General features: G+C 51.4%; 15 protein-coding genes and 1 other RNA gene. 7 read left to right on the forward strand and 9 right to left on the reverse strand.

The features are described 5' to 3' along the window. Positions 1–1,068, forward strand: a complete 1,068-nt coding sequence (locus tag L1S32_RS03285; RefSeq protein WP_278156108.1) for a GHMP kinase — start codon at positions 1–3, stop codon at positions 1,066–1,068. A gap of 602 nt (positions 1,069–1,670) precedes the next feature. On the opposite strand, the gene gltA is transcribed toward L1S32_RS03285, so the two are convergent. From gltA to L1S32_RS03310, 5 genes are read right to left on the reverse strand one after another with little or no spacing between them, the layout of a single operon-like run. Then, the gene (gene gltA / locus L1S32_RS03290; protein WP_278156110.1) at positions 1,671–3,023 is read right to left on the reverse strand and encodes an NADPH-dependent glutamate synthase; all 1,353 of its coding nucleotides are present in this window, start codon (positions 3,021–3,023) and stop codon (positions 1,671–1,673) included. Next, complete coding sequence (locus tag L1S32_RS03295; protein WP_278156112.1) at positions 3,020–3,859, reverse strand: sulfide/dihydroorotate dehydrogenase-like FAD/NAD-binding protein; 840 nt, start codon at positions 3,857–3,859, stop codon at positions 3,020–3,022. The genes gltA and L1S32_RS03295 overlap by 4 nt, the downstream gene beginning before the upstream one ends. A 45-nt stretch (positions 3,860–3,904) precedes the next feature. After that, a complete protein-coding gene (gene arcS, locus L1S32_RS03300) occupies positions 3,905–5,539 on the reverse strand; it encodes an archaeosine synthase subunit alpha (RefSeq protein WP_278156113.1) in 1,635 nt (544 codons plus the stop codon). After that, positions 5,526–6,974 carry a tRNA guanosine(15) transglycosylase TgtA gene (tgtA, locus tag L1S32_RS03305; protein WP_278156115.1) on the reverse strand — a complete coding sequence of 483 codons (1,449 nt, stop codon included), beginning with the start codon at positions 6,972–6,974 and terminating at the stop codon, positions 5,526–5,528. The genes arcS and tgtA overlap by 14 nt, the downstream gene beginning before the upstream one ends. Further along, positions 6,971–7,540: a TIGR00296 family protein gene (locus L1S32_RS03310; RefSeq protein ID WP_278156117.1), complete on the reverse strand. Its 570-nt coding sequence runs from the start codon at positions 7,538–7,540 to the stop codon at positions 6,971–6,973. The genes tgtA and L1S32_RS03310 overlap by 4 nt, the downstream gene beginning before the upstream one ends. Positions 7,541–7,573: 33 nt before the next feature. On the opposite strand from L1S32_RS03310, the gene rnpB reads away from it, so the two are divergent. From rnpB to L1S32_RS03325, 3 genes are all read left to right on the forward strand, one after another. Continuing rightward, an RNA gene (gene rnpB / locus L1S32_RS03315) (RNase P RNA component) lies at positions 7,574–7,924 on the forward strand. A gap of 55 nt (positions 7,925–7,979) precedes the next feature. After that, positions 7,980–8,543, forward strand: coding sequence for a hypothetical protein (locus L1S32_RS03320; protein WP_278156119.1), 564 nt, complete (start codon positions 7,980–7,982; stop codon positions 8,541–8,543). A gap of 67 nt (positions 8,544–8,610) precedes the next feature. Then, positions 8,611–9,165 (forward strand): CBS domain-containing protein, encoded by a 555-nt coding sequence (locus tag L1S32_RS03325; RefSeq protein WP_278156121.1) that lies wholly within the window; start codon positions 8,611–8,613, stop codon positions 9,163–9,165. On the opposite strand, the gene tpiA is transcribed toward L1S32_RS03325, so the two are convergent. Together tpiA and L1S32_RS03335 are read right to left on the reverse strand one after the other, a co-directional pair. Next, positions 9,162–9,830 (reverse strand): triose-phosphate isomerase, encoded by a 669-nt coding sequence (gene tpiA, locus L1S32_RS03330; RefSeq protein ID WP_278156123.1) that lies wholly within the window; start codon positions 9,828–9,830, stop codon positions 9,162–9,164. The genes L1S32_RS03325 and tpiA overlap by 4 nt on opposite strands. A gap of 39 nt (positions 9,831–9,869) precedes the next feature. Next, entirely contained in the window at positions 9,870–10,361 is a 492-nt protein-coding gene (locus tag L1S32_RS03335; RefSeq protein WP_278156125.1) for a multiprotein bridging factor aMBF1, read from the reverse strand. 58 nt (positions 10,362–10,419) lie between these two features. On the opposite strand from L1S32_RS03335, the gene L1S32_RS03340 reads away from it, so the two are divergent. Then, entirely contained in the window at positions 10,420–11,658 is a 1,239-nt protein-coding gene (locus tag L1S32_RS03340; RefSeq protein WP_278156127.1) for a proteasome-activating nucleotidase, read from the forward strand. Positions 11,659–11,662: 4 nt separating this feature from the next. Here the strand turns inward: L1S32_RS03340 and L1S32_RS03345 are convergent, their stop codons facing one another. Next, positions 11,663–12,106, reverse strand: coding sequence for a DUF5804 family protein (locus L1S32_RS03345; RefSeq protein ID WP_278156129.1), 444 nt, complete (start codon positions 12,104–12,106; stop codon positions 11,663–11,665). 3 nt (positions 12,107–12,109) lie between these two features. Beyond that, complete coding sequence (locus L1S32_RS03350; RefSeq protein ID WP_278156130.1) at positions 12,110–13,288, reverse strand: proteasome-activating nucleotidase; 1,179 nt, start codon at positions 13,286–13,288, stop codon at positions 12,110–12,112. Between the two features lie 37 nt (positions 13,289–13,325). On the opposite strand from L1S32_RS03350, the gene L1S32_RS03355 reads away from it, so the two are divergent. Both L1S32_RS03355 and L1S32_RS03360 read left to right on the forward strand, forming a co-directional pair. Next, a complete protein-coding gene (locus L1S32_RS03355; RefSeq protein WP_278156133.1) occupies positions 13,326–13,733 on the forward strand; it encodes a DUF126 domain-containing protein in 408 nt (135 codons plus the stop codon). A 14-nt stretch (positions 13,734–13,747) separates the two neighbouring features. Continuing rightward, positions 13,748–14,869 carry a TIGR04084 family radical SAM/SPASM domain-containing protein gene (locus L1S32_RS03360; protein WP_278156135.1) on the forward strand — a complete coding sequence of 374 codons (1,122 nt, stop codon included), beginning with the start codon at positions 13,748–13,750 and terminating at the stop codon, positions 14,867–14,869.

Below are 14,869 nucleotides of genomic sequence, written 5' to 3' on the forward strand. Positions count from 1 at the left end.
ATGGCGAAAATGACCATCCGGGGCGGAGACCTCGACCTTGTCGAGTATGACTTCGCCCCGTTCTCACCAGGGGATTACATCAATACCCTAGGGTTTGAGAAGGACTACCCACTTGAGATATCTGAGAAACCCGTGACCGTCCGCGTGCCTGCACGTATCCATCTGACAGTACTCGATATGAACCGGTTTGCACCCAACAGGCCGGGAGGAGGCGGATTTGGATTTGCCCTTCAGCTCTATTCCACCGCAACCGTTGAATGCATTCCATCCGGTGTGGAAATACACTATACCCGTGTGCCGATGCTCCGTCATCTGGTGGCGGTGCTCCAGAAGGTCACCGGCTATACCGGCGGATTCAGCATCACTGTGGTTGACCATGAACGAAAGCATGTTGGCCTCGGATCAACAGGATCCGTGCTGACGGCGGTTGCGCATGCAGTGAATACAGCCATTGGCTCTCCTCTGACAACAAAACAGCTGCGCCTTCTGGTGGGTCACAATTATGTTGAGGAGACCGCGACCGGCGAAGTCGTCCAGGGATTTGAGACCGGCGTCGGGCCTGCTGCTGTCGCCTACGGCGGAATGGCCGTGCTGGGAGATGAACTGACCCTGATCTGCTGCCATCCCTTTGCCAAAGACAAGAATGTGTTCATCATCATCCCTCCGGTGGAGGCTGAAGCAGCAGGAGAGAGTGAGTTCAATGTACTGATGAACCGGGCACGTGTACTGGATTACCGGGACCGTGAACTCAAGGCATATCTGGTGTTAATGGACCTCATCCCCGCCCTGATTCATGACGACCTGCGGCGTGCGGGAGATGTCGTCTGGGAGATCGAGTTCCGGGGCTCAAAACGTGCGGAAGTGGAGCACAACAGTTTCATGATCTACCAGTATATGAGTCATCTCAGGGAGGCAGGATTTGAGTTTGTGGCGATGAGTTCAGTCGGCCCCACCATCGCTGTTGTAACCGAAGCATCCCGTGCAGAGGTTGAGGCCGTCCTGAAACCACTGGGGATAGAGATTGCCCTTGAAACCAAAGTGGATAATGAGGGAATCAAAGTAATCTGAGGAATTATTATTCCTCAATCCTGTTCCACAGGACGATTCCCCGGATTGTGTCGAGCAGAGAACACCATTTATAATAATTCATTTTTCACTCTTGTCCGTGCCGGTTTATGAAGAATCGCATGTGATGGCTCCCTTCCCTGCAAGACTCACCCCCCAGGTACGATGGAATCGCAGGAGAGATGGGCAAAAATAGTCCACTGGTTCTGTATGTTCCAGTTATTTGATCCCCCTGTTTATATTGTGGGTTATGTGTGACATTTAAATCAGGGTTCTGTCACATGAACTGCCTCTCACCCTCTGGGGGGAGAGGAGGAGCCCGGCGTATGCCGGGCGGGTGAGAGGGGGTATGTTGATCTGAGATAATTACCGATCTCTAAATAGTCGGAATGAATGTGGCAGTCCTGTTATTTGTAAGGATTAAGGACAATTTTTGTCCGAATTTTCAGTGCAGAATCAAATGTACGTGCAAAATGCACGATTATTTTATGCCGCTCCATTCCATTAGAGAAACACGGAGACATCTATCCAAAAAATACAGCAAAGAGTCCTGTGAATAGAGTCAGGAGAACCTATTTTTTCCGAAAAAAATGAAATGAATATTCTTACTCAGTTCCGGCAAGCATACGGTTGATGGTACCCGCCGCCTTCTTCGCAGATCCCATCGCCCAGATGACCGTTGCGGCCCCGGTTGCAATGTCGCCGCCCGCGAACACATGCGAAATGGATGTCCGTCCGTCTTCATCCACTTCGATATTGCCGCGTTTGCCCCGTTTCAGTCCGGGGATGAGTCCTGCGAGAAGCGGGTTCGGGCCCTGGCCGATTGCTTCGATGACCACATCCACATCGAGGGTGAATGTGCTGCCCTCTCCGGTGCAGGCACGGGGAACCGGTCTGCCGCTCTCATCCAGCTCGCACATGTCCATCCGGTTGCACTCGATTCCCTGCACTTCCGGACCGCCCAGAATCCGGGTCGGGTTGGCACAGCAGACAAACTCCACCCCTTCCTCAATGGCGTTTTCCACTTCCTCCTGCCGGGCAGGCAGATCCTCTTCACGCCGCCGGTAGATGAGGTATACCTTTGCCCCGAGCCTGCGGGCGACACGGGCAGAGTCCATTGCCACATTGCCGCCGCCGACCACGGCCACCCTGCTTCCGCGGATGACCGGGGTGTCATACTCCGGGAATTTATCGGCGTGCATCAGGTTTATGCGGGTCAGAAATTCATTGGCCGAATACACTCCGCTGAAATTCTCGCCCTCAATACCCATGAAGTAGGGAAGACCGGCACCGGTGCCGATGAATACGGCGTCATAGGCCAGCAGTTCATCAACCGGGACACTTCTTCCGACGATATGGTTCAGGCGCAGTTCGGCACCAAGGGCAAGGACCTGGTCGATCTCAAATCTGACGATGTCCTTTGGCATCCGGAATGCGGGAATGCCATAGGTCAGTACCCCGCCTGCTTCATGCAGGGACTCAAAGATGGTGACCTCGTGGCCTGCACGGAGGCATTCTGTTGCTGCCGTGATACCGGCAGGACCGGACCCGACAACGGCCACCCGTTTGCCTGTTGCCGGTGCGGTCTGTGGCGCTTCAACACCATTCTCTCTCTCCCAGTCTGCAACAAACCGTTCAAGCGCTCCAATGCGCACCGGCTTGTCTTTCTTTCCGAGAATACAGGTGCCCTGGCACTGTGCCTCCTGAGGGCAGACCCGGCCGCATATTGCAGGGAGCATATTGTCCTGTTTGAGAATTCTTGCAGCAGTCCTGAAGTCCTCATTGGCTATTGCATTGATGAAACCGGGAATATCGATTGAGACCGGGCACCCGTTTACACAGAGGGGACGGGGGCATCCCATGCATCGCAGTGCCTCAAATACTGCGGTCTGTACCGGAAGGCCTGTCGCCACCTCTTCAAAATCGTGAATGCGTTCTTCCGGAGGTCTTCGGTTCATTGATGCTCACCACACCGGCATTTGTGTTCATGATAATGCTCCAAAGATTCCTTCTCCTGTGGGTTGTATGTGCGCTGACGGTTCATCAGTTCGTTCCAGTCAACCTGATGCGCATCAAATTCCGGGCCGTCGACGCAGGCAAATTTCGTCTCGCCGCCGACGGTCACCCGGCATGAACCACACATGCCGGTACCGTCAACCATAATCGGATTCAGGCTGACAAAGGTCTTAATGCCGGTATCGAGTGTTGCAAGCGAGGTTATTTTCATCATAATAGCAGGGCCGATAATCCAGACGGCATCCAGTGCATTTGCAGCGACCTTCTCCTTCAGGATATCAGCAGGGAATCCGTGATGCCCTTTTGAACCGTCATCCGTACAGATGACCAGTTCGTCACATGCCTCGCGGAGTTCATCTTCCAGCAGGAGAAGCCCTGCATTTCGTGCACCGATAATGCCGGTGACCTCATTTCCTGCAGCTTTTAATTCCCGTGCGAGAATAGGGAGACAGGCAATACCGACGCCGCCGCCGATGACTGCACAGCGGCCCCATTTTTTCACCTCTGACGGTGTGCCAAGGGGACCGGCAATATCGCGGATACTCTCTCCTTCCTGAAGAGCAGCCAGCTGCTGGGTTGTTTTGCCGATTGTCATGAAGACAATCCTGACGTCATCCCCGCGGGTGGCCGAAATGGTCAGGGGGATTCTCTCCCCGTGTTCATCAATACGAAGTACGACAAACTGTCCTGCACGACCCGTTTTTGTTACATGGGGTGCATTGATCCAGAATTCGTAGATATTATCCGCTATTTGGTTCCGTTTAATTATCCTGTACACAGCGCCATCTCCAGGAGATACAAATAATGTGAATATTATTGGGAGTTACCCCTTCTTTACCTTACGCAACTTTACTGCGACACCGCGAGTTGAATGCAGCATCTCTTTGGCACCCATGACTGCCCTGCCGGTTGCCTGCGCACGGGGGCCGGTGACAAATACCTCATCCCCTTCCCGTATTGCAGGGTCTGCATCCAGTACACCGGGAGCAAGTACATCGCCCTGCGGGATGAAGTCATCAATGTGAACCTGATACCGGTCACCAATCAGACCCCAGCCTTCCATTGTGGGGCGCATCAGCCCGGTGGATTCATCAATACTGAATAGCTGGGTACGTCCGCTCATCACTTTCCGGCGGCCCCTGCGGCCCTTCAGCATCAGACGGCTGGTATCCACATCTGTATCAAACTGCCAGGAGAGTGTTCCCCGGATAACATCAGATCCCATCTTGCGGTTCCCTTTCAGGCTTTCCTCGAGCCGCCTGAGGGATTCCGGAGATGTCGTGCGGTCGCCGACGCAGGTGGATTCAATCTCCATACCAACACGGTTCGCCGCATCTTCTGCAAGGATACGCGTCTTTTCATCAAGATGCGCGATGATTCTTCCGAACTGATGTTTTTCAAAGTAGCGTGCAAGAGATGACGAGATAAATTCCCGCTCCTCACGGTCCCAGTAGCCGGTGACCGGAATGTCATAATGGCCTGCCGGATAAATGGCCTCCAGCTCCCGTGGCACAATCCCCATAGGGGAGGTCAGAATCAGTTCATGTGCCCTGTTCTGGATGGCAAACGTGAATTTGCGGTGGCTCTGTGAGAGGGAATATGGTTTGCGCGCAGAGCAGGGAAGAAGCACCACGGTGTCTGTCCGGGTCGGGATGAACCGGTCAATCACCCGGTTGACAAACCGCGTGACCTCTGTTCGCTTCAGGGAGTCTGCGCTGTTTGCCGAGAATGGTGTGGTCCGTACAATCGGTATGACCGGTTCAGAGTATGCGGATGCGGCATCGAGGAGGCGCATAACAGCCACCTGCCAGGCAGCATTCCGAACCCGTTTCTCTATAAATTCGCGGAACACGTGTGAGCGGATGAACCAGCGTGCGGATGCAATCTCTGTATCGAGTGCAGTCCGGTTATGCAGTTTTAGATCGCCATTCCTGCAGCCATCACATGAACAGATACCGGAATCACGCACCTCATCATACGAAAACTCACCGTCCGGCGTGCAGAACATTCCCCGTACCGTCATCAGGTCAACTGCCCGGTAATCAAAGAGATCAAATCCACAGTAGATGAGGACGGACACATTCGACGGCAGCGCACTTGCCGGTGCATACCAGGCAGTGTCCATCGGGAACCGTTCTTTCAGGTCAATTATAAGATCCGTAAACCGGCGTGGGTTTTCAAAGAGGATGTGGCATCCCGGAACGATTACCGCTGACTCCTCTGAGCCGTCCGGCATCTCCCCGACGAATGCATTCAGGACACCTTCATACTGGACTGGCTTTGGCCACCGGATTTTATCCGGAAATTCAGGAGGGGTATTTGCGAACGGATGGTTGTATAAATCGGGAAACATCTCCTGTGGATTGATGACAGCAGGTGTCGCCACACCTGTGTCTCCGGAACGGTATTTTCCCGTCCGGCCCGGACCGTCACGAATGATACGCTCAAATAAACTCATAGCATTTCTCCATATTCTGCAGTGCATCTGCGATGACCGGTTTCCATCGCACACCTGCATTGATGGTGACCGGAATGCCGGGGTTTGCATGAATAAGTTCGATGATTCCCCTGCACCCGCTTCTGACCATATCTTCATCCCATTCCGGAATCTCGCTCTGACCTATCGGGAATGTTTCACTCAGTTCAGGTGGATACGGACCGAAAGGGGGCTTAAAGCGGAATGCTGTTGCACCGGCAGGGCCTTCCTCATCATTCAGGCTGATATGGATGGCTTCTCCGACGGAAAACCGGGGAATCATCCCGTGATATCGTATCACTTCAGTCCGGCTGCAGGATTCGCTTCCCCGATAGAAAAACCGGCGTTTTGTCACCGAATCCCGTGTCAGGAGTTCTTCTGAATATTTCAGCAGTTCCCGGTAGCCGTCAAGCAGGCGGGGATGGTTTCTGCAGCGTTCGTCCACGAGCTCCCAGAGAGTGCCATCCTGAATGCACTGCCGGATGCGGGCAATCTCTGCAAGGCTCACGAGGAGGTTATGTTTGGCAAGCAGTTTCTCTTTATCCGGCGATGCCTGCAGTTCACGTGCCGTATGGGCGCGGCAGACTTCACAGGCACAGGGGAGCTCACTGAGTTCAGCAAGTTTAAAACTCCCGGATGGTGTCATATATCGGCCTTCGCGGGCATAGAGTGCATATGCGGCAGAATCAAAGACATCACATCCCATCGCTGCTGCAAGGGCAAACATCGACGGATGACCTGCCCCGAAGAGGTGGATGCATGAGCCGGGGGAGAGAGTCTGTTTTGCCGCCATCACAACCGTTACCAGATCGCGGTAGCGATATGACTCCATGAGTGGCACCACAGCACCAATAGGACAGAATATGGCTCCGGTTTCACGGACTTCCTCTCCTGCCCTCCTCCGGAGATCGGGATGGATGCCTCCCTGCACCGGGGCTGCGAGATGACCATCATCAATGATCTCCATCGCTTCGCGAATCCGCTGCATGGTCACAGCAAGTTCCTCAGCTGCTCCTTCATGGTCCCGGTCAGGAGGGGTAGCAAGGTCCATGGGAACAATTATTTCACTCCCAATCCGGCGCTGAAACTGTACGGTATCAGTATTTGAAAATGCCACATCTCCGTATACAGACTGCTGAAATGCACCGGAATCCGTCATGATGATCCCCTGAAACCCGAGAACGGAATGAAGACCTTCATTGATTGCCCGTTCCCGGTACTCCTCACTTTTACTGAAGATGTATGCATTGGTGATCAGCGCTTCAACGCCCATCTTCTGCATCTCCTCAGCAGGGATTAACTGGATGTGGGGGTTTATTACCGGAAGAAGAAGGGGTGTTTTTGCGGTTTTATCCCCGACCCGGAGTTTCCCCGTCCTCGCCCATATGTCTTTATGCTGGCTCTCAAAGGTGATCACGTGTGTTCCTCCTCATAAAATATCTGTCCTTCAAATGTGTATAGTTCAGTGTCATTACTTCTCCATGTTCCGGGAGGAAGGCCTGCTTTGACACAGACCTGATCTAAAAATGTGCGTGCGTCCCAGTGATACTCGACCGGTACCTGCGGAAGGAGAAGGCCACTTCTTCCGTACCCTGCAATGATAAGCCCGTGTTTTCCAACGATTACCGCCTCCGGACGTGAGGCAGGCGGTGATGAAATAAGAACGGGGGGTGTGAGTACCGTTACCTCTATTGAAATTTCGGGAAGTTCGTCGGCGCGTACGGGTGGAAAACGTGGATCTTCGAGTGCGGCAGAGAGTGCGGCCCCGGGAATTGCTTCTGCAAGTGAAAGTACCGGTCTTGGATATCCAATACAGCCCCTGAGCTGGCCGTTGAGGGTCAGAGTGACAAATACACCCCGTTTTTCATGGAACGAAGCCGGAATTGAAACTTCCGGCATTGTTTCACCGCCAATGTTTTCCAGAAGAACCATTCGTGCGAGCTTTACCGCCAGCGCACCCTCTTCACTGCTGATCCCGTCCATGCCCATATATATTGCGAGATACGATATTAATAGGAGAGGGAGTGTGCGGCTGACGGTGGCAGAAAATGCTGCTGAGGAAAGTCCCCACACCAGCCGGATACGTAGCCGCATGCAAGTGCGGGTGGCGAGAGTCACGGCTCTGACACAGAAACGACACGGCCTGCCGTTAGCGATGATGCGACTGAGCCATCGGTGCATACTGGTGGCGAGAAGGCACTTTCGGTGCTGAGTTAACTCGCTGATGCACAGCGGCAGGATTCGATGGAACGGTGAAACCCTACGGGTGCAAGCCAGAACAGGGCATCAGGGTCGTCCGGGCCTGCCCAGGTATGGCGCGTAGCTGAATGCCGCAGAGAAACAGAATGGGGCTTACTACTCCCACTCATCCTTTACTTTTAAAAAGGTATATACCGGTGTACCATAAGGTATCAGTACGGAAATGGTAGCTATGAAAAATGCCGATTACTTTTCTGCATATATTCTGAAAATAAAGACTGCATGCCCTCTTCCTGATGAAATGGCCGGACATGCGATTGCCTCCATGCTCATCGGACACCGGATGGGATTATATGACCGGGCTGTTGCACAGGGGGAAAAGGCATTGCTGCTTCTCAAAGAGGAGAACACTATTCCCGGGGCCCTTTTACAGGCGGTTACAATCATAACGAGTGATGCCCGGGAAAAGATGCCTGATCAGGTGACCATTAAATCGAGTTTCGACTGGGAAGGGCAGGGCCCCTCACACAACGGGACAACGGTCATATCCGGTGATGATACGGAGTATGCATTCGATACAGACAGCATTCAGTGGCTGGCTGTGCCACTCCCTGAAGAAAAGGCAGATATCCGTGATGCATATATGCTTGATACCGCTCTGATGCTCTTATATGGGGTGGCTGTCTGTTCTTCGCCGATGGATGAGCAGGCGATGGAAGAGCACCTTTATGATTACCTCATTCAGCGCCTTGGACTCTACCGTGAGGAAGCAGAAGAGGCTCTCTGACAATTGAGCGGCAGAATATCCTCTAAGGGCATATATTATTTCTGTGATTATCACCTCTAATAATAATATGCAGATTCCAACATCTGGTGAGATTCGGGAAAAACGTATCAAGGCAGGTCTGACGCAATCAGATGTTGCAGAACGGGCAGGATTTTCCCAGTCAATGATTGCACGGATAGAGGCAGGGACCGTTGATCCGCGGGCAAGTACACTCCGGCGGATTATTGCTATTCTCAATGAATCCGAGACATCCCGGACATCGGCCGGTGATATCATGACCACGCCTGTCATCAGCATCTCTCCGGAAGAAACGATTGAAAATACCGTGGATGTGATGGAAAAGTATGGTATTTCACAGGTTCCGGTGATAAAACACGGCGTCCCGATTGGATGTGTATCAGAATCAGCAATCATCGGGGCAATGGAGAACGGAACGATTCAGCGTTCGATGAAAAATGCTGTCACGGACATCATGGAAGAAGGATTCCCCACCGTCCCGCCGTCTGAAAAAATAGATGCCATTGTCCACAGTCTCCGAAACCATCATGCCGTTCTTGTGATGGAGCAAGGGAAAGTGGTTGGTGTAATCACCAAGCACGACTGTATACGGCACCTGCCTTAAATTTTTGATATAAGATCGCGAAGAACCGCTTCAGGATCCGCTGCCTTCACAACACCTGATGCGAGGAGCACGCCATCAGTGCCAAGGTCCAGTGCTGTTCTGACACATTCACCGGTACTGATGCCTGCTCCCGTCAGCACTTTTACCGACGCATTCACGGAGTGGACGGCTTCGACGGATTTTTCAATAATTCCCGGGTCTGCTTTTGAAACAGATACCCCGCTGCCAATCAGTTCCGGGGGTTCAATCGCAATATAGTCAGGGTGGAAAAAAGCTGCGGCACCGCTCGTTGCAACATTGTTTGTGCATATGACCGTTTCAAGACCTGCATTCTGTGCTGAACGGTTCGCGGATTCAATGTCTGCCAGGGTCAGCCTGCGTTCAGAATGGTTTATCAGCGTGCCTGTGGCACCTGCTGCCTTCAGGGCGTCTGCAACAATATGACCGGTATGCGCCCCCGGAAGAACGCCATCAACGTGCTGGGCGAAAACCGGCAGCGAATAATGAACATGGAATGGGTGAATATCCATATATCCGGGTGCAAGACCGATTCTGACATCATTCTCATGTGCTATTCGTTCTGCACTCTGTGCAATCTTCTGTGCATTATGCCCGAATCCTTCTGCATAGGACTTCAGGTTTATGAGAATGAATGGAACTGTCATATTGTTTACCTTCTGTTACGCTTCTGTTATTATTTTTTTTTATCTTCCCTGCTTTTTTATCCGTATAACATCTCCAAGCGTTGTTGTCATTGCAGAGGTTCCGGATGTTTTCATGTTCCCATCAACTGATTCTATAAGCTGAATCTCCAGGACCTTCTCGATCTTCTTTAAGACCTGATCTTCCGGGATAAATCCTGTTTCGATTTTTTTGATGAGATTTTCCTTTTCTTTGATTTCGAGCGCGAGATCTTTCTGTGTCCATCCTTTCGCCATCCTGGCTTCACGGATTTCAACATTGAAATCATCGACAATATCCCCTACCATCAGATCAAAGACATCACGGGGTCTGCTTGTCTGTGGTTTTTTTGAGCTGACCTTTGGTTTTGCTCCAGGGACTCTGGCTCCTGGCGGTTTCTTAATCTCTGTACCAAGTTTTGCACATTTCGGGCACACCCACATCTTAGCCCCACCAATCTGAACGAGAATTGGTTCGCCAGGGATAGATGCGCCACACACTTCACATTCGGACATTTCAAATCGTAAACAAATTTATAGTCATATGAACAGATATACCTAATTGAGGTATCAAATGGGGGATTACTCTGTGCCAAATCCGGAAATCGGCGATGAAGACCTGAAAGAGTATCTTCTGAACCGGATTGCAGCACTTGAATCTAAAAATATGCAGTACAAAGAGCAGGTGCGTCAGCTCGATATTGAAAAAAAGAACATTGAAAACCAAAAAATCCGGTATGAACGTGAAATCAGAAAACTAAAGAGTGAAGTCGAAAAACTCAGAAGCCCCCCCCTGGTTATCGGCACTGTTTCTGATCTCATTGATGAACAGCGCGTGATCGTGCAGAGCAGTGCCGGTCCGCGTTTTATGGTCCGGGTATCAAATTTTGTGAAGCCGGAAGATTTGAAGCCCGGGCTGAGGTGCACGATGAATCAGCAGTCACTGACTGTTGTTGAAGTATTGCCGGAAGCATTTGACAGCCAGATATATGGCATGGAAGTCGTCGATTCTCCCGATGAGACATATGATGATATTGGCGGACTTGAAGAACAGATCCGTGAGATAAAAGAGGCTGTTGAACTGCCGTTAACACGCCCGGACCTGTTTGCCTCTGTGGGAATTCTGCCTCCGAAAGGAGTACTCCTGTATGGGCCACCCGGAACGGGAAAGACTCTCCTTGCCCGTGCGGTGGCACATGAAACACAGGCACAGTTTCTCCGCGTAGTCGGGTCTGAACTGGTTCAGAAGTACATCGGTGAGGGATCACGTCTTGTCAGGGAACTGTTTGAACTGGCGAAGAAAAATTCCCCATCAATTATTTTCATTGATGAAATTGATGCGATTGGGGCAATGCGCAGTGAAAGCACCACGTCCGGTGACCGGGAGGTGCAGCGGACCCTGATGCAGCTCCTGGCTGAGATGGATGGTTTTGAGTCCCGGGGCGATGTCAAGATAGTGGCCGCCACAAACAGGATTGATATTCTGGATCATGCACTGCTGCGTCCCGGGCGCTTTGACCGCATCATTGAGATACCACTTCCCAACTGTGATGGCAGACAGTCAATAATGGAAATTCATTCAGCAAATATGGCTCTTGACAGTGGTGTTGATCTCCGTGAAGTTGCTGAACTGACAGAAGGGAAAAACGGTTCTGAACTCCGTGCGGTCTGCACCGAGGCAGGAATGTTTGCTATTCGTGCTGAACGGACAAAGGTGTATCAGTCAGATTTCATCAAGGCAATTGACAAAGTTACCTTCGATCTTTCCCATCACCCGAAGTGCAGCCCGTACGACAGTGCGATGTTTGCCTGAACTCTCATATTTTTTCAAGCTCTTCTTCAGAACACCGGGCACGGAATGTGGTGTCCATTCCTGATGTAAATTCAGTGATATCATTCAGCGCGGAATCAGGAGTGATGGCAATACGGTCCATGACCGTGTGGTATTTTATGCCAAAGAGGATTTCCCAGTCCCAGCTGTCATGAACGGATTCCTCACGCCCATAGATAATTCCTGCATATCCGGGAGTACAGATAACGCCATTTGAGAGCAGACAGAGCGGTTGTGATACATACCGCTGGATGTACCATTTCAGTTCTGAAATGACCGATAACGCACTTCCCAGGGTTGATGCTTCGATGCAGACGCCCCAGTCGGTTTTTTTCGGGTGATAAAAACGGAGGACTTCCCGGCTGGTCTCGGATGCCAGAAGGGTGGAATGGAGGTCAGTCCCTTCCTTTTGTATGAGCAGGACCTTCATGATCTAAAGGAACATGATGTCCGGATTCTGGGTTTTATCCTTGACTTTCCGCATGGCTTCTTCGAAATCAGTCCAGGTGATTGCATCTGAATCACGCCTGACAGCCATCATTCCTGCCTCACGGCATATTGCTTCGAGTTCTGCACCAGTGGTGTTTTCTGTCTCCGCTGCCAGTTTGTCAAGAGGTACGCCCCTGAGCTGCATCTTTGCGGAATGAATCTTCAGGATTTCAAGACGGGCCGCGGTGTCCGGAAGCGGAACCAGCAGGACCCTGTCAAACCGTCCCGGCCGCAGCAGTGCGGGGTCAAGCATATCCACCCGGTTTGTTGCCCCCATTATCCTGACATCTCCCCGGTTGTCAAATCCATCCATCTCAGCCAGGAGCTGCATCAGGGTGCGCTGGACCTCAGCACTTCCGGACGTCCCGTCATGCATCCGCATTGTACCGATTGCATCAATTTCATCAATGAATACGATGGATGGTGCCCGTTCCCGTGCCATGGTAAAGAGCTCCCGCACCATCTGCGCACCTTCTCCGATGAATTTATGCACCAGTTCGCTGCCCGACATCCTGATGAAGGTGGCATTTGCCTGATGGGCGACTGCTTTTGCGATCAGCGTTTTTCCGGTACCCGGCGGACCGTAGAGCAGAATTCCTTTGGGTGGTTCGACACCGATTCTGCGGAATACCTCAGGCTTTGTCAATGGATATTCAACTGCTTCCCTCACTTCTTCAATCTCCTCTCTGAGTCCCCCGATCTTTTCGAAGGATACATCCGGAGATTCAACAAGTTCCATCACCCGGACGCGCGAATCAACAGAATTGGCAACGATACGCACAATGGAAAGCGCATTATTTACAGCAACCTTCATGCCGGGTTTCAGTTGGGGCCTCAGTTCATCCGTGCTTCCGGTAATATATTCCTGGTTATTTCCCTGCTGGCGAAGATACACTTCTCCTGAATCGAGAATGTCAATAATAGCTGCTACGAAGAGTGGCGTCCGTTTTAGCTGATTATTCTCCTTCCTCAGCTGTTCAGCCTCTTTTTTCAGACTGAAGATTTCTTTGGTCTGGATTTCAATCTTTCCCTGCAGATCGTCAATTATTTCCTCGTATTCCTGATCGGTCAGGCTGGTCAGATTTCGTTCGGTATGAGTATTGTCGATGATGGTCTCATCCATGTCATATTTATCTTTGTTCTCACCACATTTATGTAGTATGTCCATTACAATTCAGGCACGTGGCATTTCAGCAGGGATCGGGTCCGGTGCTGTTCTTGTCAGCAGTGAACCGATCTCTTTTCTTTCAGGAGTAGACCCGGAAACTGGTGTTGTGATTGAATCCGGTCACCCTCTGGAAGGGCAGTCAATAGCAGGAAAAGTGCTTGCGTTCCCTTATGGAAAAGGATCTACGGTTGGTTCGTATGTCATTTATGCACTCAGACGGAACAATGTGGCACCTTCTGCGATAATCAATACCGAAGCCGAACCCATAATCGCTGTCGGTGCAATAATCGCAGAAATCCCGATGGTCGACCGTCCTGAGACAGCAATCAATGATCTGGAAGACGGCGCATCCGCATCCGTTGATGGCGGTTCCGGCAGCATAACAATTACTGATGATTGAATCCGGGTATCAGTGTGTATTATTATATCTTGTTAAATGATGTCTGTAATCTGAATTGCAGATACTGTAAAGGACGGATATTTCCCCAGATGGACACTGACTGCTGGGACACCCACCCCCGGCAGGTTCAAACGGATATTACCTATACGATTGATGATTTGTGCCGTTTTATCCGGATGGATGAGAATCCCTGCCTTACCTTTTATGGCGGTGAGCCCCTCCTCTCGATTGATGCAATCCGGTCAGTTATGGAATCGTTATCCGGAACATGCCGGTTTATGCTTCACACCAATGGCACCCTTCTGGATCAGGTGCCTGAGACCGTCCTCAGCCGTCTGGAGACAATTATCGTATCAATAGACGGCCGTGAAACAACACATGACCAAAACCGGGGGGCAGGCACATATCAACAGATCATAGAGAACTGTAAAAAGATTCAGGCAATGGAATTGCCTGCCGATTTCATTGGCAGAATGACGGTGACAGAAGACACCGATATCTACCGGGATGTTACCCACCTTGCATTCGATACCGGTGGGCTGTTTCCTTCTGTTCACTGGCAGCTTGATGCAAATTTCTCTGAAACCTACTGCCGTGATTCCTACAGTACCTGGGTAGAGAACTCCTATATTCCCGGACTCTTCAGGCTTATGGACCGGTGGGTGTCCCATATGGAGGAGACAGGTGAGGTGCTGCGCTGGTATCCGTTTATTGATACCATGCAGGATGCACTGAACGGTAAGCGGCTGTCTGTTCTCAGATGCGGCTCCGGGTTCGCCAATTATTCAATTACCCCTGACGGCATGGTTTCACCCTGTCCCTGCATGGTTGGGATGACCGAGTATTATTGTGGTGACATCAAAAATGACACGCCCGATACATTGCGGAAAGTGGTGTATGACGGCGACTGCATTGAATGCGACCTTTTTGATTTCTGTGGGGGACGGTGCCTCTATTCCAAGGTAATGGATCTCTGGCCGGATGAAGGGTGCACTGATATCTACCGCACCGTCAATGCCCTGTATCAGGCTGTTTGTCAGGCGCTGCCACGCGTGATGGCATGCATCCGTGACCATACGGTCTCACCGGAGCAGTTTGATCATCCTAAATTTAACGGGTGCGAAATAATCCCCTGA

The organism is Methanogenium sp. S4BF, from assembly GCF_029633965.1.
GTDB lineage: Archaea > Halobacteriota > Methanomicrobia > Methanomicrobiales > Methanomicrobiaceae > Methanogenium.

Coding starts and splice junctions, on each gene's coding strand:
- L1S32_RS03285 (WP_278156108.1), top strand. CDS start 1: ATGGCGAAAATGACCATCCGGGGCGGAGACCTCGACCTTGTCGAGTAT.
- gltA (WP_278156110.1), bottom strand. CDS start 3,023: ATGAACCGAAGACCTCCGGAAGAACGCATTCACGATTTTGAAGAGGTG.
- arcS (WP_278156113.1), bottom strand. CDS start 5,539: ATGAGTTTATTTGAGCGTATCATTCGTGACGGTCCGGGCCGGACGGGA.
- L1S32_RS03310 (WP_278156117.1), bottom strand. CDS start 7,540: ATGGACGGGATCAGCAGTGAAGAGGGTGCGCTGGCGGTAAAGCTCGCA.
- L1S32_RS03320 (WP_278156119.1), top strand. CDS start 7,980: ATGGTAGCTATGAAAAATGCCGATTACTTTTCTGCATATATTCTGAAA.
- L1S32_RS03325 (WP_278156121.1), top strand. CDS start 8,611: ATGCAGATTCCAACATCTGGTGAGATTCGGGAAAAACGTATCAAGGCA.
- tpiA (WP_278156123.1), bottom strand. CDS start 9,830: ATGACAGTTCCATTCATTCTCATAAACCTGAAGTCCTATGCAGAAGGA.
- L1S32_RS03335 (WP_278156125.1), bottom strand. CDS start 10,361: ATGTCCGAATGTGAAGTGTGTGGCGCATCTATCCCTGGCGAACCAATT.
- L1S32_RS03340 (WP_278156127.1), top strand. CDS start 10,420: ATGGGGGATTACTCTGTGCCAAATCCGGAAATCGGCGATGAAGACCTG.
- L1S32_RS03345 (WP_278156129.1), bottom strand. CDS start 12,106: ATGAAGGTCCTGCTCATACAAAAGGAAGGGACTGACCTCCATTCCACC.
- L1S32_RS03350 (WP_278156130.1), bottom strand. CDS start 13,288: ATGGATGAGACCATCATCGACAATACTCATACCGAACGAAATCTGACC.
- L1S32_RS03355 (WP_278156133.1), top strand. CDS start 13,326: ATGTCCATTACAATTCAGGCACGTGGCATTTCAGCAGGGATCGGGTCC.